General features: G+C 59.9%; 20 protein-coding genes and 1 pseudogene. 15 read left to right on the top strand and 6 right to left on the bottom strand.

Going from position 1 to position 23,413, the window contains the following annotated elements; translation table 11 throughout:
- Positions 1-71 precede the first annotated feature (71 nt).
- Positions 72-257, top strand: a complete 186-nt coding sequence (gene rpmF, locus QO002_RS00980) for a 50S ribosomal protein L32 (protein WP_307225795.1) — start codon at positions 72-74, stop codon at positions 255-257.
- A 222-nt stretch (positions 258-479) separates the two neighbouring features.
- Positions 480-887 (top strand): hypothetical protein, encoded by a 408-nt coding sequence (locus QO002_RS00975; protein WP_307233056.1) that lies wholly within the window; start codon positions 480-482, stop codon positions 885-887.
- 46 nt (positions 888-933) lie between these two features.
- Here the strand turns inward: QO002_RS00975 and phaR are convergent, their stop codons facing one another.
- Entirely contained in the window at positions 934-1,515 is a 582-nt protein-coding gene (phaR, locus tag QO002_RS00970) for a polyhydroxyalkanoate synthesis repressor PhaR (protein WP_307225793.1), read from the bottom strand.
- 198 nt (positions 1,516-1,713) lie between these two features.
- Between phaR and QO002_RS00965 the strand changes: the two genes are divergently transcribed.
- From QO002_RS00965 to gfa, 8 genes and pseudogenes are all read left to right on the top strand, one after another.
- Positions 1,714-2,892, top strand: coding sequence for an acetyl-CoA C-acetyltransferase (locus QO002_RS00965; RefSeq protein WP_307225791.1), 1,179 nt, complete (start codon positions 1,714-1,716; stop codon positions 2,890-2,892).
- A 120-nt stretch (positions 2,893-3,012) separates the two neighbouring features.
- The gene (locus QO002_RS00960) at positions 3,013-3,738 is read left to right on the top strand and encodes a beta-ketoacyl-ACP reductase (RefSeq protein ID WP_307225789.1); all 726 of its coding nucleotides are present in this window, start codon (positions 3,013-3,015) and stop codon (positions 3,736-3,738) included.
- Between the two features lie 575 nt (positions 3,739-4,313).
- Positions 4,314-7,436 carry a helicase-related protein gene (locus tag QO002_RS00955; protein WP_307233053.1) on the top strand — a complete coding sequence of 1,041 codons (3,123 nt, stop codon included), beginning with the start codon at positions 4,314-4,316 and terminating at the stop codon, positions 7,434-7,436.
- A 4-nt stretch (positions 7,437-7,440) separates the two neighbouring features.
- Positions 7,441-7,854 carry an RNA-binding S4 domain-containing protein gene (locus tag QO002_RS00950; RefSeq protein WP_307225787.1) on the top strand — a complete coding sequence of 138 codons (414 nt, stop codon included), beginning with the start codon at positions 7,441-7,443 and terminating at the stop codon, positions 7,852-7,854.
- Positions 7,855-8,047: 193 nt separating this feature from the next.
- Positions 8,048-8,386 (top strand): ferredoxin FdxA, encoded by a 339-nt coding sequence (fdxA, locus tag QO002_RS00945; protein ID WP_307225785.1) that lies wholly within the window; start codon positions 8,048-8,050, stop codon positions 8,384-8,386.
- 407 nt (positions 8,387-8,793) lie between these two features.
- Positions 8,794-9,363 carry a CarD family transcriptional regulator gene (locus QO002_RS00940; protein WP_307225782.1) on the top strand — a complete coding sequence of 190 codons (570 nt, stop codon included), beginning with the start codon at positions 8,794-8,796 and terminating at the stop codon, positions 9,361-9,363.
- A 206-nt stretch (positions 9,364-9,569) separates the two neighbouring features.
- Positions 9,570-10,145: pseudogene (locus QO002_RS00935) on the top strand (metallophosphoesterase family protein).
- Between the two features lie 145 nt (positions 10,146-10,290).
- Positions 10,291-10,866, top strand: a complete 576-nt coding sequence (gene gfa, locus QO002_RS00930) for an S-(hydroxymethyl)glutathione synthase (RefSeq protein WP_307225779.1) — start codon at positions 10,291-10,293, stop codon at positions 10,864-10,866.
- 68 nt (positions 10,867-10,934) lie between these two features.
- Here gfa and typA read toward each other — a convergent pair whose 3' ends face one another.
- The 4 genes from typA to QO002_RS00910 all read right to left on the bottom strand — a co-directional run bounded on the left by typA (position 10,935) and on the right by QO002_RS00910 (position 16,242).
- Complete coding sequence (gene typA / locus QO002_RS00925; RefSeq protein ID WP_307225777.1) at positions 10,935-12,770, bottom strand: translational GTPase TypA; 1,836 nt, start codon at positions 12,768-12,770, stop codon at positions 10,935-10,937.
- 237 nt (positions 12,771-13,007) lie between these two features.
- On the bottom strand, positions 13,008-15,095 hold the full coding sequence (locus QO002_RS00920; RefSeq protein WP_307225775.1) for a M3 family metallopeptidase: 2,088 nt from the start codon (positions 15,093-15,095) through the stop codon (positions 13,008-13,010).
- 103 nt (positions 15,096-15,198) lie between these two features.
- The gene (locus QO002_RS00915; protein ID WP_307225773.1) at positions 15,199-15,840 is read right to left on the bottom strand and encodes a LysE family translocator; all 642 of its coding nucleotides are present in this window, start codon (positions 15,838-15,840) and stop codon (positions 15,199-15,201) included.
- 138 nt (positions 15,841-15,978) lie between these two features.
- On the bottom strand, positions 15,979-16,242 hold the full coding sequence (locus QO002_RS00910; protein ID WP_307225771.1) for a hypothetical protein: 264 nt from the start codon (positions 16,240-16,242) through the stop codon (positions 15,979-15,981).
- Positions 16,243-16,459: 217 nt separating this feature from the next.
- On the opposite strand from QO002_RS00910, the gene QO002_RS00905 reads away from it, so the two are divergent.
- Both QO002_RS00905 and QO002_RS00900 read left to right on the top strand, forming a co-directional pair.
- Positions 16,460-16,948, top strand: a complete 489-nt coding sequence (locus QO002_RS00905) for a MarR family winged helix-turn-helix transcriptional regulator (RefSeq protein WP_307225769.1) — start codon at positions 16,460-16,462, stop codon at positions 16,946-16,948.
- Between the two features lie 8 nt (positions 16,949-16,956).
- The gene (locus QO002_RS00900) at positions 16,957-18,141 is read left to right on the top strand and encodes a multidrug effflux MFS transporter (RefSeq protein WP_307225767.1); all 1,185 of its coding nucleotides are present in this window, start codon (positions 16,957-16,959) and stop codon (positions 18,139-18,141) included.
- A gap of 57 nt (positions 18,142-18,198) precedes the next feature.
- On the opposite strand, the gene QO002_RS00895 is transcribed toward QO002_RS00900, so the two are convergent.
- The gene (locus QO002_RS00895; protein WP_307225766.1) at positions 18,199-19,422 is read right to left on the bottom strand and encodes an argininosuccinate synthase; all 1,224 of its coding nucleotides are present in this window, start codon (positions 19,420-19,422) and stop codon (positions 18,199-18,201) included.
- 186 nt (positions 19,423-19,608) lie between these two features.
- On the opposite strand from QO002_RS00895, the gene dapF reads away from it, so the two are divergent.
- The 3 genes from dapF to ftsY are packed head-to-tail and all read left to right on the top strand — an operon-like array spanning position 19,609 to position 23,354.
- Positions 19,609-20,514, top strand: a complete 906-nt coding sequence (gene dapF, locus QO002_RS00890) for a diaminopimelate epimerase (RefSeq protein ID WP_307233051.1) — start codon at positions 19,609-19,611, stop codon at positions 20,512-20,514.
- Entirely contained in the window at positions 20,511-21,785 is a 1,275-nt protein-coding gene (gene mtaB, locus QO002_RS00885; RefSeq protein WP_307225764.1) for a tRNA (N(6)-L-threonylcarbamoyladenosine(37)-C(2))-methylthiotransferase MtaB, read from the top strand. Before dapF ends, mtaB begins: the two co-directional genes overlap by 4 nt.
- Positions 21,786-21,800: 15 nt before the next feature.
- Positions 21,801-23,354: a signal recognition particle-docking protein FtsY gene (ftsY, locus tag QO002_RS00880; RefSeq protein WP_307225762.1), complete on the top strand. Its 1,554-nt coding sequence runs from the start codon at positions 21,801-21,803 to the stop codon at positions 23,352-23,354.
- Positions 23,355-23,413: the final 59 nt, after the last annotated feature.

Below are 23,413 nucleotides of genomic sequence, written 5' to 3'. Positions count from 1 at the left end.
GATTGACGCTTGTTTTTCCCGGCCAAGGCTTGGCCGCAGAACAGCGTTTTGCCCGATAAGTGGAGTATAAAATGGCTGTACCGAAAAGAAAAACGAGCCCGTCGAAGCGCGGCATGCGCCGCTCCGCCGATGCGCTGAAGACCCCGACCTACATCGAAGACAAGAACTCCGGCGAACTTCGCCGTCCGCATCACATCGACCTGAAGACTGGCATGTATCGCGGTCGCCAGGTTCTGACACCGAAGACCAGCGCTTAAGTCGCAGTCGATCCGGTTTGATGTTCAAGGGGCTGGCTTTTGCCGGCCCTTTTTGCGTTTCCGTTCCCTTGTTGACGGATCGCTTTCGACCGTTTCCTGCTTGGCTGGCCTTTCCCCGATACTGCGCTAACTTCCGCGTCGTACTTGATATTGACGACACCGCTGATATGAGAAATGACTGATATATCGGCGAAATACGCCGGACAAAGGGGAGCCTCGTTGATGATTGCCGCCATACCGCTGCTGATAATGCCCTTCATTCTTTACAATATCGGAGTCATGGGCGTGTTCGGCACGGCGGGCGTGGCAATGCTGGAGCAGCCGGTCACTTCGCTTGTTATGCCGTCCGGTGCAGCCTGGATGATGAGCGTCGGCGACCTCATGATCGTCGTTGCGCTTGCGATCCTGTTTGTCGAAATCCTGAAGGCCACACGCGCCAGCACGCGGGCGTTGCTCGACCATCTGCTGTCGATGGTGCTGTTCGTCGTCTTCCTGGTGGAATTCCTGCTGGTCGGCAATGCCGCAACGGATGTCTTCTTCATCCTGATGACGATCAGCTTCATCGACGTCATCGCCGGCTTCTCGGTTTCGATGCGCACGGCGGCCCGAGACGTTTCAATCGGTCTCTGAGGAGAAGAGAAGTTGCCGCAACCTTCCGTGATTGCGGCAACGGGGATCAGCCGAGATTTTCGAGCTTGGTCTGCAGCGCCCGCAGCTGCTCTTTCAGCTCATCGATATCCTTGGCTTCAGCCTTGCGAGGCTCTTTGGCCTGGGGTGTGGCCGCCATGAAGGGCGAAAACATCTGCATGGCCTTGTGGAACATATCGGTGTTGCGGCGCACCTGTTCCTCTACCAGCTGAAGAGGCGCCTGCAGGTTCTTGCCAAGCGGTGTGTCGCCGAAGGCTTTGTTGATCTGCTCGCGCATCTGGGACTGCTGTTCAGTGAAAGCCTGCATGGAATGTTCGAGGTAGCTTGGTACCACCATCTGCATCTGGTCGCCGTAGAACGAGATGAGTTGGCGCAGGAACGAGATCGGCAGAAGTGTATTGCCGGTCTTGGATTCCTGCTCGAAGATGATTTGTGTCAACACGGAATGGGTGATGTCATCTCCTGACTTCGCATCCTGGACGGTGAATTCCTCTCCCTTTTTCACCATCACTGCGAGATCATCGAGTGTTACGTATGTGCTGGTTCCGGTATTGTAGAGCCGGCGGTTGGCGTATTTTTTTATAACGATCTGGCCGTCGTGTTTTGCCATTTGGGTCTCCTCTTACCCATGCTCCCGTCTTTATTGTGTTTTTCGAGAGTATCCGCAAAAGCCTCGCTCTGACAATCTCTTTGTGCATTGCGGTGACGCAGCTGCAAAAATTGGGTGGGCCTGTCGTGTCGATCGCGTTTGACTTGGCGGGCGTCCTTTGCCAGTCTCCGCTAAAGTGAGAAACTGAGGAAACATGCCATGAGCAATTCCATCGTCATCGCCAGCGCTGGCCGCACCGCCGTTGGCTCCTTCAACGGTTCCTTTGCCAACACACCTGCCCATGAACTCGGCGCTGCCGTCATTAAAGGCGTTCTGGAGCGCGCGGGTGTCGAAGCTGCCGAAGTAGATGAGGTGATCCTCGGCCAGGTGCTCGATGCCGGCGAAGGCCAGAATCCGGCCCGCCAGGCTGCGATGAAGGCTGGCATCCCGCAGGAAGCGACCGCCTGGGGCATGAACCAGCTCTGTGGCTCGGGCTTGCGCGCGGTTGCTCTCGGCATGCAGCAGATCGCCACGGGTGATGCGAAGATCATCGTGGCCGGCGGCCAGGAATCCATGTCCATGGCCCCCCACTGCGCACATCTGCGTGGTGGCGTGAAGATGGGCGACTTCAAGATGATCGACACGATGATCAAGGATGGCCTGACGGACGCCTTCTACGGCTATCACATGGGCATAACCGCAGAAAACGTCGCTCGCAAGTGGCAGCTTTCGCGCGACGAGCAGGATCAGTTTGCGCTCGGCTCGCAGAACAAGGCAGAAGCCGCCCAGAAGGCCGGTCGTTTCGCCGATGAAATCATTCCCTTCGTGATCTCCACCCGCAAGGGCGACGTCACGGTCGATCAGGACGAATATATCCGCCACGGCGCGACGATCGAATCCATGGCCAAGCTGCGTCCGGCCTTCGACAAGGAAGGCACAGTGACGGCTGCCAACGCTTCCGGCCTCAATGACGGCGCGGCCGCCGCGCTGCTGATGAGTGAAGCCGAGGCAGTCCGCCGCGGTATTACGCCTCTCGCTCGTATCGTTTCCTGGGCTACAGCGGGCGTTGATCCGCAGATCATGGGCACCGGCCCGATCCCGGCCTCCCGCAAGGCTTTGGAAAAGGCGGGCTGGTCGGTCAGCGATGTCGAGCTTGTTGAGGCCAATGAAGCCTTTGCGGCCCAGGCTTGCGCGGTCAACAAGGATCTCGGTTGGGATCCGTCGATCGTCAACGTCAATGGCGGCGCGATCGCCATCGGGCATCCGATCGGCGCTTCCGGTGCCCGCGTTCTCAACACGCTGTTGTTCGAAATGAAGCGTCGCGGCGTGTCCAAGGGGCTTGCCACCCTCTGCATCGGTGGCGGCATGGGCGTTGCCATGTGCGTTGAGCGTTTCTGAAAGCAAAAAGTCTGAACTTCGAAAGGAGTTGCCGTCTCCAACAGCCGATCGAAATGAACCCCTGACGCTAACATGCTCAGGGGAGCGTTGCTTAGAACAACCGAAACTGGGGAAGATACCATGAGCAGGGTAGCATTGGTCACCGGCGGAACACGCGGTATTGGCGCGGCAATTTCGATCGCTTTGAAAGGGGCCGGCTACAGGGTAGCAGCTACCTACGCAGGCAATGAAGAGAAGGCGCGGGCCTTCTCCGATGACACGGGCATCGCGACTTATAAATGGGATGTCTCGGACTATGCCGCCTGTGCGGGCGGCATTGCCAAGGTCGAGGAGGATATCGGCTCGGTCGAGATCCTCGTCAACAATGCCGGCATCACCCGGGATGCCATGTTCCACAAGATGACGCCGAGCCAGTGGAAGGAGGTCATCGACACCAATCTCACTGGCCTCTTCAACATGACCCACCCGATCTGGTCAGGCATGCGCGATCGCGGGTTCGGCCGCATCATCAATATCTCCTCGATCAACGGCCAGAAGGGCCAGATGGGTCAAGCCAATTATTCGGCGGCCAAGGCCGGTGATCTCGGTTTTACCAAGGCGTTGGCGCAGGAGGGTGCCGCCAAGAACATAACGGTGAATGCCATCTGCCCCGGTTATATCGGCACGGAGATGGTGCTCGCCGTGCCGGAGAAGGTTCTGAACGAACGCATCATTCCGCAAATCCCGGTCGGTCGCCTCGGTGAGCCGGATGAAATCGCGCGTTGCGTCCTCTTCCTTGCATCAGACGATGCGGGCTTCATCACCGGATCGACGATCTCGGCGAATGGTGGGCAATTCTTCGTCTGAGTGGGGCTGCGATACACGGAAAGGGGCCGTTCGACGGCTCCTTTTTAGCATCGGCTTGTTGAAATCGAATCCGTGGATCGCACTTCTCCGGAAAAACGAATCTTTCTGGGCCGAGCGCGGCCTAGTTTCGATTCGCCTGGGGGGCTACTACATTTTGTAGGGAACAAAGGCGAAACCTGCCTTTGTCGCGATTCGTCTCTGATTCGTTCGATATTTGGCCCGCTTGTATGAGCGGCTTCGCCCGGTAAAAGGTGAAGCGTGCCAAAGGGGTAAATATTCCATCGAATTCAGCCATTTGGATTCTGAATCCGCAGGGCCTGCCGAAAGGCAGCCTGAAGAAAGCGAAACGCTTTCGGGTGCGACGACGTCATCTGCTGCCAATCAACATGTTGTAGGCCGCTGATCGCTCCAAAATCGCGATCTGCAGCAGAACTTCGGCGCATTTCGCCCTTATGAACCGCCGGCTCTTGCCTTTCGGCTTTCGCATGGGCATGTGTGCATGGCCGCGGCGCCCTTGTGGGGGCGCGAGACGGCAGCCGGACAATGCCAGGATCGACGACGTGCCTGACCAACCCATGATCTTGAGCGGCCGCGGTGTCATCGCGGTCCTCGGCCCGACCAATACGGGCAAGACGCATTACGCTATCGAGCGGATGGTTGCGCATGAATCCGGCGTCATCGGCCTGCCCCTGCGCCTGCTCGCACGCGAGGTCTATACCCGTGTTGTCGAGCGCGTCGGGGCGCACAACGTTGCTCTCGTCACCGGCGAGGAAAAGATCACGCCGCATATGGCGCGCTACTCCGTCTGCACCGTCGAGGCGATGCCGCGCGAGACCAAGGCCACGTTCGTCGCGATCGACGAGGTCCAGCTTGCCGGAGATCTGGAGCGCGGTCACATCTTCACCGATCGCCTGATGCATCTGCGCGGCCGCAGCGAGACGCTGCTGCTTGGAGCCGCCACAATGCGGCCCATCCTCGAACACCTGCTGCCCGGTATCACCGTTGTGGAGCGGCCACGCCTGTCGCAGCTGCTTTATTCAGGCTCCAAAAAGATCACCCGCCTGCCGCAACGCACTGCGATCGTCGCCTTCTCGGCAGAGGAGGTCTATGCGATCGCCGAGTTGATCCGCCGCCAGCGCGGCGGTGCGGCCGTGGTTCTGGGTGCACTCAGCCCCCGTACCCGCAATGCCCAGGTCGCTCTCTATCAGGAAGGCGATGTCGAATATCTGGTGGCGACCGATGCGATTGGCATGGGCCTCAACCTCGATGTCGATCATGTCGCCTTTGCCCAGGACCGCAAGTTCGACGGCTACCAGTTCCGCAATCTCAATCCCGGTGAACTTGCCCAGATTGCTGGCCGCGCCGGTCGCCACCTGCGTGACGGTACCTTCGGCGTTACCTCGCGGGTCGAGCCGTTCGACAAGGAGCTGGTGCATCGCATCGAATCGCATCAGTTCGACCCGGTGAAAGTGCTGCAGTGGCGTTCCAAGGCCATGGATTTCACGTCGATCCAGACATTGAAGAAAAGTCTGGATGCCGCCCCGCGGGTCCATGGGCTGGTGCGCGCCTTGCCGGCTATCGACCAGCAGGCGCTGGAATATCTGACGCAATATCCCGAGGTGATGCGGCTTGCGACGACGCCCAAAAACGTCGAAACCCTTTGGGAGGCCTGTGCGTTGCCGGATTATCGGCGCATTGCACCGGCGCAGCATGCGGATCTGATATCAAGCATCTATGCCGATCTCGTTCGCCGTGGCACAGTGAACGAAGATTTCATGGCAGAACAGGTTCGCCGCGCCGATCATACGGACGGTGAAATTGACACATTGTCAGCGCGAATTGCGCAAATCAGGACTTGGACGTATGTATCGAACCGTCCTGGATGGCTTGCCGATCCGACACACTGGCAAGAAAAGACGCGGGAAATCGAAGATCGATTGTCCGATGCGTTACATGAAAGGTTGACGAAACGCTTTGTTGATCGCAGGACATCTGTGCTCATGAAGCGCCTGAGAGAGAATGCGATGCTGGAAGCTGAAATCAGTGTGAATGGTGATGTCTTCGTAGAAGGACATCATGTTGGACAATTGGCCGGGTTCCGGTTCTCGCTCGCATCCGCGACCGACGGAATGGACGCGCGTGCCGTGCAGGGTGCTGCACAGAAGGCGCTGGCGCTCGAATTCGAGGCGCGTGCTGCCCGGCTGCATGCAGCCGGCAATTCGGATCTGGCGCTCGGCTCCGATGGCACTGTCCGCTGGCTCGGCGACCCCGTCGCGCGGCTTTCGGCCAGCGACCATATCATGCGCCCCCGCGTCATTCTGCTCGCCGACGAGCAGTTGCAGGGTGCTGCCCGTGATCACGTGCTGGCGCGCGTCGAGCGCTTCGTCAATCATCATATCTCCACGGTCCTGAAGCCGCTCGACGATCTGTCGCGTGCCGAAGATCTCGAAGGTCTTGCCAAGGGCCTCGCCTTCCAGCTCGTCGAAAATCTCGGGGTGCTCTTCCGGCGCGACGTCGCTGATGACGTCAAGTCGCTGGATCAGGAAGCGCGCGCTTCCATCCGCCGTCATGGCATTCGTTTCGGCGCTTATCACATCTTCATGCCGGCATTGCTGAAGCCGGCTCCGGCCGAGTTGATCACGCTACTCTGGGCGCTGAAGAACGACGGGCTCGACAAGCCGGGTTACGGCGATCTCATCCCGGTGCTGGCCGCCGGCCGCACCTCGGTCGTCACCGATCCGTCCTTCGAGCGGACCTTCTACAAGCTGGCCGGTTTCCGCTTCCTCGGAAAGCGCGCCGTGCGCATCGATATCCTCGAGCGCCTTGCCGATCTCATCCGCCCGCTCCTGCAGTGGAAGCCGGGTACGGGCACGCGCCCGGACGGCGCCTATGACGGCCGCCGTTTCACCGCAACGACCGCGATGCTGTCGATCCTCGGTGCAACGCCTGATGATATGGAAGAGATCCTGAAGGGTCTTGGCTACCGGGCCGATGCGGTGAAGGCAGAAGAGGCAGCTGCGTTCCTCGGCGCCCAGGCCGGAGCCTCCGTTTCGCACCCGGTCGAACAGGCAGCACCAACCGAACAGGCCGATCACGACGATGCCGATGCCGATGCCGCCTCCGAGGAGCAGCCTTCGATCGAAGCTGTTTCGGAAGCCGCCCCGGCTGAAGCTGTTACGGCAGTTGAGGTCGTGACGGAAGAAGTGGCTCCTGCAACGGAGTCCGTCGAGGGCAATGAAGCGGCTGTGCCCGCGGAAGCCGGCGAACCGGTCGAAGCCAAGCCAGTGCTTCTCTGGCGTCCGGGCGGTGGCCGCGACAATCAGCGTGCCGGTGGCCGTCCCCAGGGCGAGCGCCGTGGTGGTGGCCAGCGTGGTCAGCAGGCGGGCGAGGCTCGTGAGGACAACCGCGGTGAGAACCGCAAGCCCGCTGGTGGCCGTCCCGATCGTAATCGCGGCCGTGACGGCAAGCCCCATGGCGGCCAGAGAGATGGGCAGCGCGACGGCCAACGCGACGGAAAACCGCAGAGTGGCCAGCGTCCCGACCGCGGCGAACGTCAGGACCGGCCGGACCGCAATGATCGTGGCAACCGTCCGCAGGCTGCCAAGTTCGAGGCCCGTCCTCCGCGCAAGGAAAAGCCGATCGATCCGGATTCACCCTTTGCCAAGCTCGCTGCTCTCAAGGAGCAGATGAAGAAATAAGGCCATGGCGGAAAAACAGCCCCCGCCGGCAACACGCCAGCGTCTCGACAAATGGCTGTTTTTTACGCGCCTTCATAAATCTCGCTCGATCGCCCAGAAAGCGATCGAGTCCGGCGATGTTCGTGTCAACGGCCAGCGGATCACGCAACCTTCCTTTTCCCTGAAGCCCGGCGATATCGTGGTTGTGTCGTTTGATCGACGCGATGTGACGGTGCGCGTGCTTTTGGCCGGAGAACGTCGCGGACCTTATGAAGAAGCCAAACTGCTCTACGACGATCTGACGCCTCCGCCAGTGCCTGGTGAAAAACCGTCAGCCTATGCCCAGGCAACGCGTGAGCGTGGAGCCGGCCGGCCGACCAAGAAGGAACGGCGTGAAGTCGATAGATTGAAACCCGGCATCGATTGGGTCGACGATTAGAAAACCATGCCGCTGCAGCGCGATATTGAGCATGGAATATTCTTGCAAAGGGTTCGCAAAGCCTTTACCTCACACATCGACCAAGCAGCCATGTCGCGACGCTTCGCACGGGCTGATCATCAGGCGCGGATGCGGACCGGCGCATTTTTTCGGCCGCCGCCTGCCGCCAATGTGAGACATCCTGGAGTACCTCATGACGTATGTCGTGACCGACAACTGCATTCGCTGTAAATATACCGATTGTGTGGAAGTGTGCCCGGTAGACTGCTTCTACGAAGGTGAGAACTTCCTCGTCATTCATCCCGACGAATGCATCGACTGCGGCGTCTGTGAGCCGGAATGTCCGGCAGGTGCCATCAAGCCCGATACTGAGCCGGGCCTTGATATGTGGCTGAAAGTGAACTCGGATTTCGCGACCCAGTGGCCCAACATCACCATCAAGCGCGATGCGATGCCGGAAGCCAATGAGATGGATGGCGAAGAAGGAAAGTACGAAAAGTACTTCTCTCCCAACCCTGGACAGGGCGACTGACGCCTGATCCGCCACCGATTTCGATCTGTCAAAAACGGATTCGAAAAAATGGCGAAATTGCGGGAAGTGCGGCTTAACTATGTCCCTCAAGGGCAAGTTGGGCCTGATGATGCTTGTGAAGCAAATTATTGATTTCGGCAGTTTTTTGTGATAGGGTGGAAAAACTGATCCACATCGCGGCGCAAACGTGCGCCCGAAAACCATCACGAAAGCAAACGAAGTCTTAGGCGCGGCTCACCCCAAATACGCAACGTCTGTTGCTTGTCTGTGATCGCACCGAAGAAGCTCGCTTGAGTTCATGAAGCGGACCAGAATGGAGTCACCCGACGGTGTCCCCGTCCATTCCGGGCCTGCCTGACCCGGCCCCGGCTTGTCGCCGGGAGTGTAACAGGGAGTTTTTGAAACGAATGACGACCCAGCAGAAAAAATCTTCAACCCGCCACGGCTTTAAGACCGGTGAATCGATCGTTTATCCGGCGCACGGCGTCGGCCAGATCGTTGCTATCGAGGAGCAGGTGGTCGCGGGCATGTCGCTCGAACTGTTTGTGATCGATTTCGAAAAGGACAAGATGCGTCTCAAGGTGCCGGTTGCCAAAGCCGTCAGCATTGGCATGCGCAAGCTTTGCGAGACCGATTTCGTCGAGCGTGCATTGAAGGTCGTTCAGGGCCGGGCTCGCGTGAAGCGCACCATGTGGTCGCGCCGTGCGCAGGAATATGATGCAAAGATCAATTCCGGCGACCTGATCGCCATCGCCGAAGTGGTTCGCGACCTGTATCGCGCTGAAAACCAGCCGGAGCAGTCCTATTCCGAACGTCAGCTTTATGAAGCTGCACTTGATCGCATGGCGCGCGAAATCGCCGCCGTCAACAAGATGTCGGAAACCGAGGCCGTTCGCCTTGTAGAGACCAATCTGGCCAAGGGTCCGAAGCGCGGCAAGGCCGTTGAAGAAGACGAATCCCAGGACGAAGCCGCGTAATTTCGCGACAACGGTTTTCTGCGAAAAGCCCTGTCAGCAATGACGGGGCTTTTTTGTTGCTCCCTTAAACATCTCGGTCACCGCTGCCCAAGAAGCGAACTCGTAACTCTGACACCCCGGAAACGTCTTCCGAAAGACGGCCAGCAATGAGTTTTACATTTGCCATCGGCGATATCCACGGCTGCCCTGAGCCTCTCTAAAAACTCCTGGCAATGATCGAGGCGAGCCAAACATCCGGTACCGTCGTCTTTCTCGGCGATTACATCGACCGTGGCCCTGACAGTAAGGGTGTCATTGAACTTTTGAGAGCCGGTCCCAAAAACGCAGAATGGCGATGGATCACCCTTAAGGGTAATCACGAGGACATGATGGCCGGAGCCTACACGGGACGCTCTGAGCGTAGCTGATGGATCGACAATGGTGGTCTCGAAACCGAGCTCTCCTATGACGGCAGGGTACCGGCGGAGAATGTGGCCTGGGCGGACGGTCTGCCGCTGATGCATGTCGATGCGCACCGGATTTTCGTCCATGCGGGTGTCACTCCCGAATTTCCGATCGACAAGCAGAGCCCGCATGACCTGCTATGGCTTCGCACCCACTCCGCGACGGAATACTGGGGCAAGCACCTCTGCCACGGCCATACGGCTTCCAGATCCAATCCTCGCACCACCGGCAACCGCACAAACATCGACAGCGCCTGTGTCTTCGGTGGTGCCTTGTCGTGTGCCGTATTCCACGATGATGTCGCCGGCGGGCCGCTTGAGTTCATGCAGACAAGATAGTTCATTGATCTCGAGTCGGTCTGGGAATGGCCGATCCTATGAACTGCACGAGACTCTTTTTCCCGTCGTGCTATGCTGTTCTCCAGGCGCCTTGTGCGGTCTGCCGGCGCGGAGGCGCTATCTTAACCGGCAGCGGGAGGAGAATATGGCAGCCACAGTTTCTTTGCATCCATTGCTCGATCAAGGCCTGCCGAAGGGCCGAGCGGGTTTCTCCGGCAGTATCCTCGTATGCGCCTGTGCGGACAAACCTGTGAAGGTAAAAGTCGAAGGCGATGTTGCGCACAATCATGCCTGCGGTTGCACCAAATGCTGGAAACCGTCGGGCGCGACGTTTTCAGTCGTTGCCGTGGTTCCGCATGACAAGATCACCGTTCTCGAAAACGGTGACAAGCTTGAGATCGTCGATAAATCCGCGTTGATACAGCGACACGCATGCACAGGCTGCGGCGTGCATATGTATGGTCCGGTGGAGCGCGAGCATCCGTTTCAGGGGCTCGACTTCATCCACCCAGAACGCTTCGAGGATGACGGCTGGGCGCCTCCCGGTTTCGCTGCCTTCGTCTCGTCCATTATCGAATCGGGCACCAATCCCGACGACATGCCGGCCATTCGGGCGCGACTGAGTGAGCTGGGCCTGACCCCGTCGGACTGCCTGAACAGCGCCCTGATGGACTATATCGCTACCTGGACAGCGAAGAAAAGCGGCGTCCTGAAATCCTGATCGGCAAAATGAAAAGGGCGCAGCGATGGATGTCGCTGCGCCCTTTCTGATGGTCCGTATGCTTGCTCTTATGCAGCGCCAGCAGAGCGGGACTTTTCGAAACGCTTGCGGTCGTTGCTGTCGAGATACATCTTGCGCAGGCGGATGTTTTTCGGCGTCACTTCAACCAGTTCGTCGTCCTGGATCCAGGACAGCGCCCGGTCGAGCGTCATGCGGATCGGCGGCGTCAGCTTGACGGCTTCGTCCTTACCGGAGGCGCGCATGTTGGTGAGCTTCTTGCCCTTCAGCACATTCACTTCGAGGTCGTTGTCGCGGGTGTGGATGCCGATGATCATGCCCGCATAGACCTTTTCGCCGACGTCGATGATCATCGGGCCGCGGTCTTCCAGGTTGAACATGGCGTAGGCGACGGACTCGCCGGCGTCGTTGGAGAGCAGAACGCCCTGAACGCGGCCACCGATATCGCCCTTGTACGGCTGATATTCGTGGAACAGGCGGTTCATGATCGCCGTGCCGCGCGTATCGGTCAGAAGTTCCGACTGGTAGCCGATGAGGCCGCGGGTCGGAGCGAAGAACTTCAGGCGGACGCGGTTGCCGCCGGACGGACGAAGCTCGGCCATTTCGGCCTTGCGCTCGGACATTTTCTGGACGACGACGCCGGAATATTCTTCATCCACGTCGATGACGACTTCCTCGATCGGCTCCAGCATCTGGCCGGTCGCCTCATCCTTGTGCATAACGACGCGCGGACGCGACACGGCAAGCTCGAAGCCTTCGCGGCGCATGGTTTCGATCAGAACGGCCAGCTGCAATTCACCACGGCCGGAAACGTAGAACGAATCCTTGCCTTCGGCTTCTTCAATCTTCAGCGCGACGTTGCCTTCGGCTTCCTTGAACAGACGGTCGCGGATGACACGGGATGTAACCTTGTCGCCTTCGGTGCCGGCAAGCGGGCTGTCGTTGACGATGAAGGACATGGTGACGGTCGGCGGGTCAATCGGCTGCGCGTGCAGTGCCTCGGTGACCGAAGGATCGCAGAACGTGTCAGCGACCGTGCCCTTGGACAGGCCGGCGATCGCGACGATGTCGCCCGCATGGGCTTCTTCAATCGGCGTACGCTCGATACCGCGGAAGGCGAGGATTTTCGAAATACGGCCGTTTTCGATCAGCTTGCCGTCCTGGCCGAGAACCTTGACGGCCTGGTTCGGCTTGATCGAACCGGAATGAATGCGGCCGGTGATGATGCGGCCGAGGAAGGGGTTGGCTTCCAGGATCGTGCCGATCATGCGGAACGCACCGTCTTCTTCGCCGACGCTCGGCTCCGGAACGTGCTTGAGGACGAGGTCGAGAAGCGGCGCAAGGCCTTCTTCCTTCGGGCCTTCCGGATTGAGGTTCATCCAGCCATTGCGGCCCGAACCGTAGAGGATCGGGAAGTCGAGCTGTTCATCGGTCGCATCAAGGTTTGCGAAGAGGTCGAAAACCTCGTTGATGACTTCCTCGTGCCGGCCGTCCGGACGGTCGATCTTGTTGATCGCGACGATCGGGCGAAGGCCGACCTTCAGCGCCTTGGAGACGACGAACTTGGTCTGCGGCATCGGGCCTTCAGACGAGTCGACCAGAACGATCGCGCCGTCCACCATCGACAGGATGCGCTCGACTTCACCACCGAAGTCGGCGTGGCCGGGGGTGTCGACGATGTTGATGCGGACGCCCTTCCACTCGATCGAGGTGGCCTTCGCCAGGATGGTGATGCCGCGCTCTTTTTCAAGATCGTTGCTGTCCATCATGCGCTCGGTCGTGCGCTGGTTGTCGCGGAAAGAACCCGACTGCTTCAGAAGTTCGTCGACAAGCGTGGTTTTCCCATGGTCAACGTGTGCGATGATCGCGATGTTGCGCATTTTCATGTGTGAATACTCGGAGGTTTCGGGGCGTATCTGAGGCACGCCGCATCTTCAATGGCCGGGCTCATACAGGTTTTTTCGCTTTTGCGAAAGGGGGCAAGACAAAGACTTGCCGTGCAAGGCGTGCATAGGTCGTATCGAGCGGTCATATTGCCATCGTCATTGAGGGGCGGGGATGGGTATCGGCGCCCCTCAATGACAGAAATGGATGTCGGTGATTTGACAGGCTTTCCGAGCGGTTCAAGCGTCCGAGCCGGAAAGTTCCTCCGTCGCAGCAAGCCCCTTCTTGCGCAGCATCGCCTCCGGGCTTGGCAGCTTACCCCGGAAGGCGCGATACGCATCTTCCGGATCGATGGCGCCACCGACGGAATAGATGTTGTCCTTGAGCTTCCTCGCCGTTTCGCCGTTGAAGGCGTCACCCGTCTCCTCAAAGGCGGAGAAGGCATCGGCATCGAGCACCTCGGACCACATGTAGGAGTAATATCCGGCCGAATAGCCGCCGGAGAAGATGTGCTGAAAGTGCGGTGTCGCATGGCGCATGACGATCGATTTCGGCATGCCGATTTCGCCAAGGATCTCCGCCTGCACAGTCATTGGGTCCTCGACAGCTTCGCGGGTGTGGAAGGTCATGTCGACCAGCGCGGAAGAGGTGAACTCGACAGTGTTGAAGCCGGCATTGAAGGTGCGGGCGGCGAGAACCTTATCGAGCAGGGTTTGTGGCATCGGTGCACCGGTTTCGACATGCACGGCATATTGCTTGAGGATATCAGGCACCGTTAGCCAGTGTTCATAGAGCTGCGAGGGCAACTCCACGAAGTCGCGCGAGACGCTGGTGCCGGAGACGGATGGATAGGTCACGTTTGACAGCATGCCATGCAGGGCATGGCCAAATTCATGGAACAGCGTGCGGGCATCGTCGAGCGACAGCAGCGCCGGCTTTCCTTCGGCAGGTTTTGCGAAGTTGCAGACGTTGTAGATGATCGGCAGTTCGCCGTGCCTACCGTTTTTCAGGGGCAATTTGTGCTGCGACTGGAAGGCGCTCATCCAGGCGCCGGAGCGCTTCGAAGAACGGGCGAAATAATCGCCGAGGAAGAGAGCAATGAGCTTGTCGTCGCGATCGCGGATTTCAAAGACGCGTACGTCGGGATGATAGGCGGGAACGCCCTTCTTCTCGACGGCGCGAATGCCGAAGAGGCGGCTGGCGACATCGAAGCAGGCGTCGATGATCTTTTCGAGCTGCAGATAGGGCTTCAACTCGGCTTCGGAGAAATCGAATTTCTCGGCCCGGATCTTTTCGGCATAGTGACGCCAGTCCCAGGGCATGACCTCATGGTTCTTGCCTTCGCGAGCTATCAGTTCGGCGATATCGGCCTCTTCTTCCCCGGCTCGCTTCAAGGCCTTCGCCCAGACGGCCTTCAGAAGATCGTTCACGGCATCGGCCGTCTTTGCCATGGTGTTGTCGAGCTTCAGTTCAGCGTAATTACCGTATCCAAGCAGCTTGGCCATGTCGCTGCGCAGTGCCAGTGTTTCGCGCACGATCTCCCTGTTGTCGGTGTCACCGCCATTTTCGCCGCGCGCCGCCCAGGCCTTGAACGCCTGCTCGCGCAGCTCGCGATTTTCCGAGAAAGTGAGGAACGGTTCGATGATCGAGCGCGACAGGGTGACGGCATATTTGCCTTCCTCGCCGCGCTCGCGGGCAGCGGACGCCATGGCATCCGTTAGGAAAGGCGGCAGGCCGGTAAGCTCGGCTTCGTCGGAGAGGATCAGCGACCAGCTCTTCTCATCCGCCAATACATTCTGGCCGAAACTTGCGCCGAGAGCGGCAAGCTTCTCGTTGATGGCCGCAAGCCGCTCCTGCTCATCCGTCGGCAGCTTGGCACCCGATTTCACGAAACCCTTCCAATGGCGTTCCAGCACGCGCGTTGCCTCGGTATTGAGACCGAGCGTCTCGCGATTTTCCCAGAGGGTGTCGATGCGCTGGAAAAGCGTGGCATTCATGCCGATCTTCGAATAATGGCGCGACATCTTCGGAGCGATCTCGCGCTCGAGCGCCTGGATGGCATCATTGGTATGCGCGCCGGCCCGGTTCCAGAACAGGGCAGAGACACGCGAGAGGCTATCGCCGGCGATCTCCAGCGCAATGACGGTGTTTTCGAAGGTCGGAGCATCGGGATTGCTGGCGATAGCATCAATTTCCGCCTCATGCTCCTTCAACGCTGCCTCGAAGGCGGGCGCAAAATCATCATCGGAGACAGCCTCGAAACGCGGAAGGCCGTTCAGCCCGTTCCAGTCAGTCAGGGCCGGGTTCAGCGTCGTCTCGGAGGTCATGGGAAATCCTTTCACATTGAAATGGCCCGCGTCATGGCAAGCCTGCGATCCTGTCGCCGAAAGTGGAGGTCGTGTCTTCAGATGGGTCGCTGACGACAAGCGGTCAAGGCTTGCGCATACCGAGTAGGCCGGGCGCGGCATGCCAGATTGCCTGTACGGCAAAGCCCATGAACAGCACGCCTGAGAGCCGTACGATCGCCAGTTCATGACGGCGATAGAAACGGCGGACGAAGGACGCGCCGATGATACCGATCAGAATGATGTCGGCGACAAGAAAGCCGAGGAAGGAAACAGCGAGCAAAGCCGGCAACGCATCGAAATCGAGCGCGTTGGCGGAGCCCGCGAGCAATGCCGTGAAGGTAGCAAGCGCCACCGGATAGCCCTTGGGATTGGTGAGCCCGAAGACCAGCCCGCGACGAAGAGGGCGTTCCACCGTCAACAGCAGCTGATTTTCACCGCGCGGTTTTGCCTTCAACGCCGTCCAGGCGATCCAGCCGAGATAGAGGCCACAGAGCAGGCCGAGGATGTCGAAAACCGTGCTTCCGATGGTCTTGGCGCCAACAATGGCGATCAGCGCAAGCGTCGACCAGAGAAGATCGCCGGCGAGGTGTCCGCCCATGAACAACGCGCCTGCCTTCCGCCCCTGACCTGCGCCGATACCGAGAAGTGCCAGGAAGGCGGGACCGGGAATGAGCACGTAGAAAAGGGCCGCGAGAAACGTACCGAAGAGCAGAGTTTGAGACATTGGCGTTCCCCAGGACCACAATGATACCGGCGCCATGTTCAACCGGCGCAGTTTGCGTCATTCGATCCTTGCAGAATGATTCCGTCAAGTCTGCCGCAGCGCCATCTTGCCGGATTTGCGCTGCGGCTCAGCAGATGCTTATTTCGTTTCCATGGCCTTCATGGCGTTGTCCATATGGGTGGAGCATTCGTCCATATTGCCGGCCTTCATCGCCATCTTGGCGCTGTCAATTTCCTGCGTGGCCATCATCATCTGATCCTTTTTCATCGGATCTGTCATCCCCTTGGCCATCTCCTCCGTCTTCATCATCGATGCCTCGTCGCAGGTCGCCATGCCGGCGGCAAAAACAGGTGCGGAAAAACCGATAGCGAGCGTGAGGGCCAGTGTGGTGGTTCTGATCATTTTGTCTCTCCCAGGTTAGGACCTTTGCGGTCCGGGGGATGCTGACGCTGATACGGATACACATTCAATTCACGGCTGCGCGATGCACCGTGTTGTCATCCGACGTGTCTTCTTGTGATATATTCGTGATGCCTGAAATTCGCTATTGGGATCGTGGGTTGTTGCTTTGAGTGGCCGATGATAAGCAAAGCTTACGACCAACCCCGCTGGCCATTTTATGTCCGTAAAACTTGAGTCCGATACGATCGGCATGCTGCTGACAGATGTTTCCCGTCTCCTGCGCGGCGCCTTCGATCGGCGCATCAACGCCTCCGGGGTCGAACTCACGCCCGGAGAGGCGCGCACGCTGATCCAGGTGGCGCTCGCCGGTGGCATCAAGCAGGCCGATATCGCCATCAAGCTCGGCATCGAGCCGATGACGCTTTCCACCTATCTCGACCGCCTTGAAGCGCTGGAACTGGTCCAGCGTGTGCCTGATCCCGGCGACCGGCGAGCGAAAAACGTTGTTATCACCGACACCGCGGATCTCGCCCTGACGGCAATCCGAACGGAAGTCCGCGAACTGATGGAGCAGGTTACGGTTGGACTTGAACCGGCGGCCCGCGAAATGCTGCGTTCAAGCCTCCAGATGCTTCGCGACAATCTGCAGCAGATCGATCGCGGTACCCTCGATAAAAATCCAGCCGGAAAGAATCCGGCGCCATGAGCCTCAGAATGAGCGAGCGTCGCACCAGCATTCTCGGTGCGCTTCTGGCAACGCTCGGACCGATTTCCATGTCGATCTATACGCCGGCGATGCCCGAGCTGGTCGAGGCTTTCTCCTCGACGGAATCGATGATCAAGCTGACGCTGTCGGTTTATTTCGGTGGCTTTTCGGTTGCGCAGCTGGTGTCTGGCCCAATGTCCGATGCCTTCGGTCGCAAGACTGCGACGCTTGCCTTCGTCGGCATCAACCTGCTGGGAAGTCTCATCTGTATCCTGGCGCCGAGCGTCGAGTGGCTTCTTGCCGGACGGTTGATCCAAGGGATCGGCGCTTCGGTCGGCATCACGGTTGCCCGTGCCATCGTGCGCGACCAGTTCACCGGGACAGAGGCCTCGCGGATCATGAACCTGATCGGCATCATGCTGGCGATCGGCCCGGCCATGGCGCCGACGATCGGAGGTCTGGCGCTTGCCGCCTTTGGCTGGCATTCGATTTTTCTCGTGCTGATCGGCTTCGGCCTGCTGACGGCGTCAGCCGTGTTGATCTTCATGCGCGAGACGACGGTGGCCGATCGAGCGCTCGCCCGTCCACGCCGATTGCTTGCCGCCTATTGGAGCCTCTTGAAGGATGGCCGCTTCATTGCAGCAGCGCTCGTTCTCGGCGGCTCGGTCGGTGCCCTTTATGCGCAGGCGACAATGCTGCCCTTCATCCTCATTGAACGGGTGGGGCTGACACCGACAGCCTTCGGCATCGGCATGCTGATGCAGTCCGGCTCCTATTTCTTCGGTTCCGTCTGCCTGCGATTGACGGCGGAGAAACTGGGTGGAGAGGGTTCGGTCAGGGCCGGGCTTGCCATGCTGGCGACGGGAGGCCTGCTGATTGCGCTCTCCGTCCAGATCGTGACGCCGAGCTATCTTTCGGTGATGCTACCGGTGGCGTTCCTGAGTTTCGGCATTGCCTTCCTGACGCCACATATGACGACGGCAGCGCTGCAATCGTTCCCACATATTGCGGGTTCCGCTTCTGCGATGATGGGCTTCATCCAGATGGCCGGCGGTTTCCTCGGCGGCCTTGCGGCAGCGTGGATGGGCACGCCTTTTGCCGCCTTCGGCATCATCATCCCGACCATGGCGTTGATACCGGTGCTGAGCTACCTGCGTTTCGTGCAGCTCACCCGCCGGGCCGTCGTCGGCTGATACGAAAAGCCCGCCCTCGTTTCCGAAGGCGGGCTCTTAAATTCAACCTGAATGGGCTTACTTGTCGCGGTTGCGGGCAGCCAGCGTGCGCAGGCGCAGCGCGTTAAGCTTGATGAAGCCGGCGGCATCCTTCTGATCGTAGGCGCCCTGGTCGTCCTCGAAGGTGACCAGCTTGTCGGAATAGAGCGACTTGGGGCTCTCGCGGCCGATGGTCATGACGTTGCCCTTGTAGAGCTTCAGCGTCACTTCGCCTTCGACATCCTTCTGGCTGAGATCGATCGCCGCCTGCAGCATCTGGCGCTCCGGCGAGAACCAGAAGCCATAATAGATGAGCTCGGCGTAGCGCGGCATCAGCTCATCCTTGAGGTGGGCTGCACCCCGGTCGAGTGTGATCGATTCGATGCCGCGGTGTGCGGCTAGCAGAATCGTGCCGCCGGGGGTTTCGTAGACGCCGCGCGACTTCATGCCGACGAAGCGGTTTTCCACGAGGTCGAGGCGGCCGATGCCGTTGTCGCGGCCGTAGTCGTTGAGCTGGGCTAGCAGCGTTGCCGGCGACAGGCGCACGCCATTGATCGAGACGGCATCGCCCTGCTCGAAGCCGATCTTGATGACCGTTGGTTTGTCAGGCGCTGCTTCCGGTGAGATGGTGCGCATGTGCACGTATTCCGGTGCCTCGACAGCCGGATCTTCCAATACCTTGCCCTCGGAAGAGGAGTGCAGCAGGTTTGCATCGACGGAGAAGGGGGCTTCGCCTTTCTTGTCCTTGGCAACCGGGATCTGGTGTTCTTCGGCAAAGGCGAGCAGGTCGGTGCGGCTTTTGAACGACCAGTCGCGCCAGGGAGCGATGATCTTGATGTCCGGGTTCAACGCGTAGGCGGAAAGCTCGAAGCGAACCTGGTCGTTGCCCTTGCCGGTCGCACCGTGGGCGATGGCGTCAGCACCGGTTTCGCGAGCAATGTCGATCAGGTGCTTGGAGATCAGCGGGCGGGCAATCGAGGTGCCGAGCAGGTAGACGCCTTCATAGACGGCATTGGCGCGGAACATCGGGAAGACGAAGTCCTTTACGAACTCTTCGCGCACATCCTTGATGTAGATTTCCTTGATGCCCATCATCTCGGCCTTCTTGCGCGCCGGTTCGAGCTCCTCGCCCTGGCCGAGATCGGCGGTGAAGGTCACGACTTCGGCGCCGAGTTCCGTCTGCAGCCATTTCAGGATGATCGAAGTGTCGAGCCCGCCGGAATAGGCGAGGACGACCTTTTTCACTTGCTTGTGCGATGCCATGGTTGATGTCCGTCTGGTCGTTGAGAGGGCGCGGGTTCGCGCCGGAAAAAAGTCTGCGGCACTTTTAGCGAGATTATGGGGCCGTGCAAGGCTTGTGCGCGGCTATTCGCGCGCCACACGGCAAGACTGGTAATTCCAGCGCATTTCCGCCATATAGACCGCAAGAACCAGCATGGAACGATGGCAATGACGGATGTGGTCGAATTCGCGAAGATGAACGGGCTTGGCAACAAGATCCTGGTCGTCGATATGCGCGGCCGACGTGATCGCGTGACGCCGGAAGCGGCGATTGCGCTCAATGCCGATCCGTTGACACGCTTCGACCAGATCATGGCGATCCATGACGCGAAGGCAGAGGGTACCGACGCCTTCATCGATATCCTGAATTCGGACGGTACAAAAGCGCAAGCCTGCGGCAACGGTACTCGCTGCGTGGTGCAGGCGCTCGCTTCGGAGACCGGCCGCAAGGTTTTCACCTTCCAGACCGTTGCCGGCATCCTGAATGCCGTCGAGCATGAAGACGGCACCATCTCCGTCGATATGGGAACGCCGGTTTTCGAGTGGAACCGCATCCCGCTCTCTGAAGAATTTTACGATACCAGCCGAATCGAGCTGCAGATCGGGCCGATCGACGATCCGATCCTGCATTCGCCCTCGGTCATGTCGATGGGCAATCCGCACGCGATCTTCTGGGTCGATCGTGACGTCATGTCGTTCGATCTCGAACGCTTCGGCCCGCTGCTCGAGAACCATCCGATGTTTCCCGAGCGCGCCAATATCACGCTGGCGCAAGTCACATCTGCGACCTCGCTTAATACTCGCACATGGGAGCGCGGCGCAGGCCTCACGCTCGCATGTGGTTCCGCCGCTTGCGCTGCCGCCGTCAGTGCGGCGCGTACCGGGCGTACGGGACGCGATGTCACGATCCGCGTTGCCAGCGCCACGCCGCCCGGCATTCTTTCGATCGAGTGGCGCGAGCGTGATGATCATGTGATCATGACCGGCCCGGCAGAATGGGAATGGTCCGGAACGGTCGATCCGCAAACCGGCGTCTTCAGCCGCGAGGAGCCGGCCGAGGCGCGGGCGCTGTGAGCGGCGTTGACGTCATAACCTTCGGCTGTCGTCTCAACACCTACGAATCCGAAGTCATGCGCAGCGAGGCCGAGAAGGCGGGGCTGAACAACGCCATTCTCGTCAACACCTGCGCCGTCACCGGCGAGGCCGTGCGCCAGGCCCGCCAGGCGATCCGTCGCGCGCGCCGCGAAAATCCCCATGCCCGCATCATCGTCACCGGCTGCGCGGCCCAGACGGAAAAGCAGACCTTTGCCGAAATGCCGGAGGTCGATGCCGTTCTCGGCAACGAGGAGAAGCTGAAGCGCGCCTCCTACCGCGCGCTGCCGGATTTCGGCGTTTCGGCGGAAGAAAAGCTTCGCGTCAACGACATCATGAGCGTGCGCGAGACCGCGCCGCAGATGGTGAAGCTGATCGAAGGCCACGTCCGGGCTTTCGTTCAGGTGCAGAACGGTTGCGATCATCGCTGCACCTTCTGCGTCATCCCCTATGGTCGCGGCAATTCCCGCTCGGTGCCGATGGGCGCCGTGGTCGATCAGGCGCGCAAGCTGACCGAAGGCGGCTACAGCGAGATCGTTCTGACGGGCGTGGATGCGACGAGCTACGGCGCAGACCTGCCGGGCCAGTCGACGCTCGGGCTACTTGCCAAAACGCTGCTGAAGCAGGTGCCGGATATCCGTCGTCTGCGGCTCTCCTCCATCGACAGCATCGAGGCCGACCGGCATCTGATGGACCTGATCGCCGACGAGCCGCGCTTCATGCCGCACCTGCATCTGTCGCTGCAGCACGGCGACGACATGATCCTGAAGCGGATGAAGCGTCGTCACCTGCGCGCCGATGCGCTGCGTTTCGTCGAGGATGTGCGCCGTCTCCGTCCGGATGTCAGTTTCGGAGCGGACATGATTGCCGGGTTTCCGACGGAGACCGAGGAGATGTTCGCCAATGCCGCAAGCCTCGCGGAAGAGGCCGGCATCGCCCATCTGCACGTCTTCCCCTACAGCCCCCGCCCGGGAACGCCGGCCACCCGCATGCCGCAGCTCGATCGTGTGGTGATCAAGGAACGGGCGGCAAGGCTGCGCGCCACTGGACTTCGGCTAATGCAGGGCCATCTTGACAGCATGGTTGGAACGCAGCAATGGCTGCTCGTAGAGAACAACGGGCTGGCCCATACGGAAAACTTCACCCTTGTCGCGGTGCCGACCCTTCGTCCGCGCGAGATGGTGTGGGCGCGGATCACCGGCCACAACGGCAGACATCTCGAAATGCAATTGACGGCCGCCGACGCGGCCTGACGATACGGACGGACAATGGCGCTGAGCTTCATCAAACGGGTTTTCACCTTCGGCAAGGACAAGCCCGCCGAGGGCGAACCGCCTGTCGTCTCCGAGGAAATTTCTCCGGCAGGCGCGCTCACGCCGGACGAACGCCGCGCCGTCGAGGCCGAGCTTGAGCCGCATTCTCGCGAAGAAAACCTGCCGCTCGCCATCGATCCGGTGCTTTCCGAAGAGATGGAGAATGCCGGCGGTCCGGCGGATGATCTTGCGGCGAGCGCGGAAACTGCAAGCGAGGACGCCGACGCTGTTTTGCCGATGCCTGCCGCGGAGCAGATCGGCGATCTCGGCGTCACGCCGTTGTCGCTCTTGGAAGCGGAAGCTGCAGTGGATACGGAGGAAGCGCCTCTAGCGATCTCCTCCCTTGAGTGGGAGATGCCCGACAGGGCAGAGGGGGGCGAGGAGCCGTCCTCATTCTCTAAGGCCGCGGATGAGACTCCTGAAACAGAAACGCTCGAGGACGAGGCGGCTTTAACCCCCTCTGTCCCTTCGGGACATCTCCCCCTCAACGGGGGAGATCAGACGGAGCAAGTTGCACCTCCAACACTTCCCAAGGGTTTTGCCACCGGCCCTGCTATTATCGAACCCGTCGCCGAAACGCCCAAACAGAAGCTCACCTGGTTTCAGCGCCTGCGCCAGGGACTGGCGCGCACGTCCTCGCAGCTCACCGGCCAGATCACCGCGCTCTTCACCAAGCGCAAGCTGGACGACGATACGCTGCAGGAGCTCGAAGACCTGCTGATCCAGGCTGACCTCGGCGTCGAAACGGCGCTTCGTATCACCGATACGCTGGCCTCCGAGCGCTACGGCAAGGATGTCACCGGCGAAGACGTCTCGCGCATCATGGCGGCCGAGATCACCAAGGTCCTGTCGCCGGTCGCCAAGCCGTTGCAACTCGATCTGTCCCACAAGCCGCATGTCATCCTCGTCGTCGGCGTCAACGGCACTGGCAAGACGACGACCATCGGCAAGCTCGCAGCCAAACTTTCCGGCGCCGGTCTCAAGGTCATGCTCGCCGCCGGCGACACGTTTCGCGCGGCAGCCATCGAGCAGCTGAAAATCTGGGCCGAGCGCACCAACTCCGACATCGTTTCCTCGAAACTCGGCGCTGATGCCGCTGGTCTCGCCTATGAAGCTTTCGAGCAGGCGCGGCTGAAGAAGAGCGACGTGCTGATCATCGATACGGCCGGGCGCCTTCAGAACCGCACGGAACTGATGGCGGAACTTGAAAAGATCGTCCGCGTGCTCGGCAAGCTCGATCCGGATGCGCCCCATACCGTGCTGCAGACGCTCGACGCGACGACAGGCCAGAACGCCCTCAATCAGGTCGAGATTTTCCGCAATGTCGCTGGCGTCAACGGCCTGATCATGACCAAGCTTGACGGTACCGCGCGGGGCGGCATTCTCGTTGCGATCTCGGCCAAGCATAAGCTGCCGGTCTATTTCATCGGTGTCGGCGAGGGTGTCGATGATCTCGAGCCGTTCGAGGCCAGGGATTTTGCCGAGGCGATCGCCGGCATCCCCCATTGACCCGGATATAGTTTTGCCGTTTTGCTGATGTTATTGCCGGAGAAACCGATCGCGCCGTG

Origin of the sequence: Pararhizobium capsulatum DSM 1112 (assembly GCF_030814475.1) — a bacterium.
Taxonomy (GTDB): Bacteria; Pseudomonadota; Alphaproteobacteria; order Rhizobiales; family Rhizobiaceae; genus Pararhizobium; species Pararhizobium capsulatum.
Note: the sequence above shows the minus strand (reverse complement) of the source record. Positions and strands in the feature narration are given on the sequence as shown.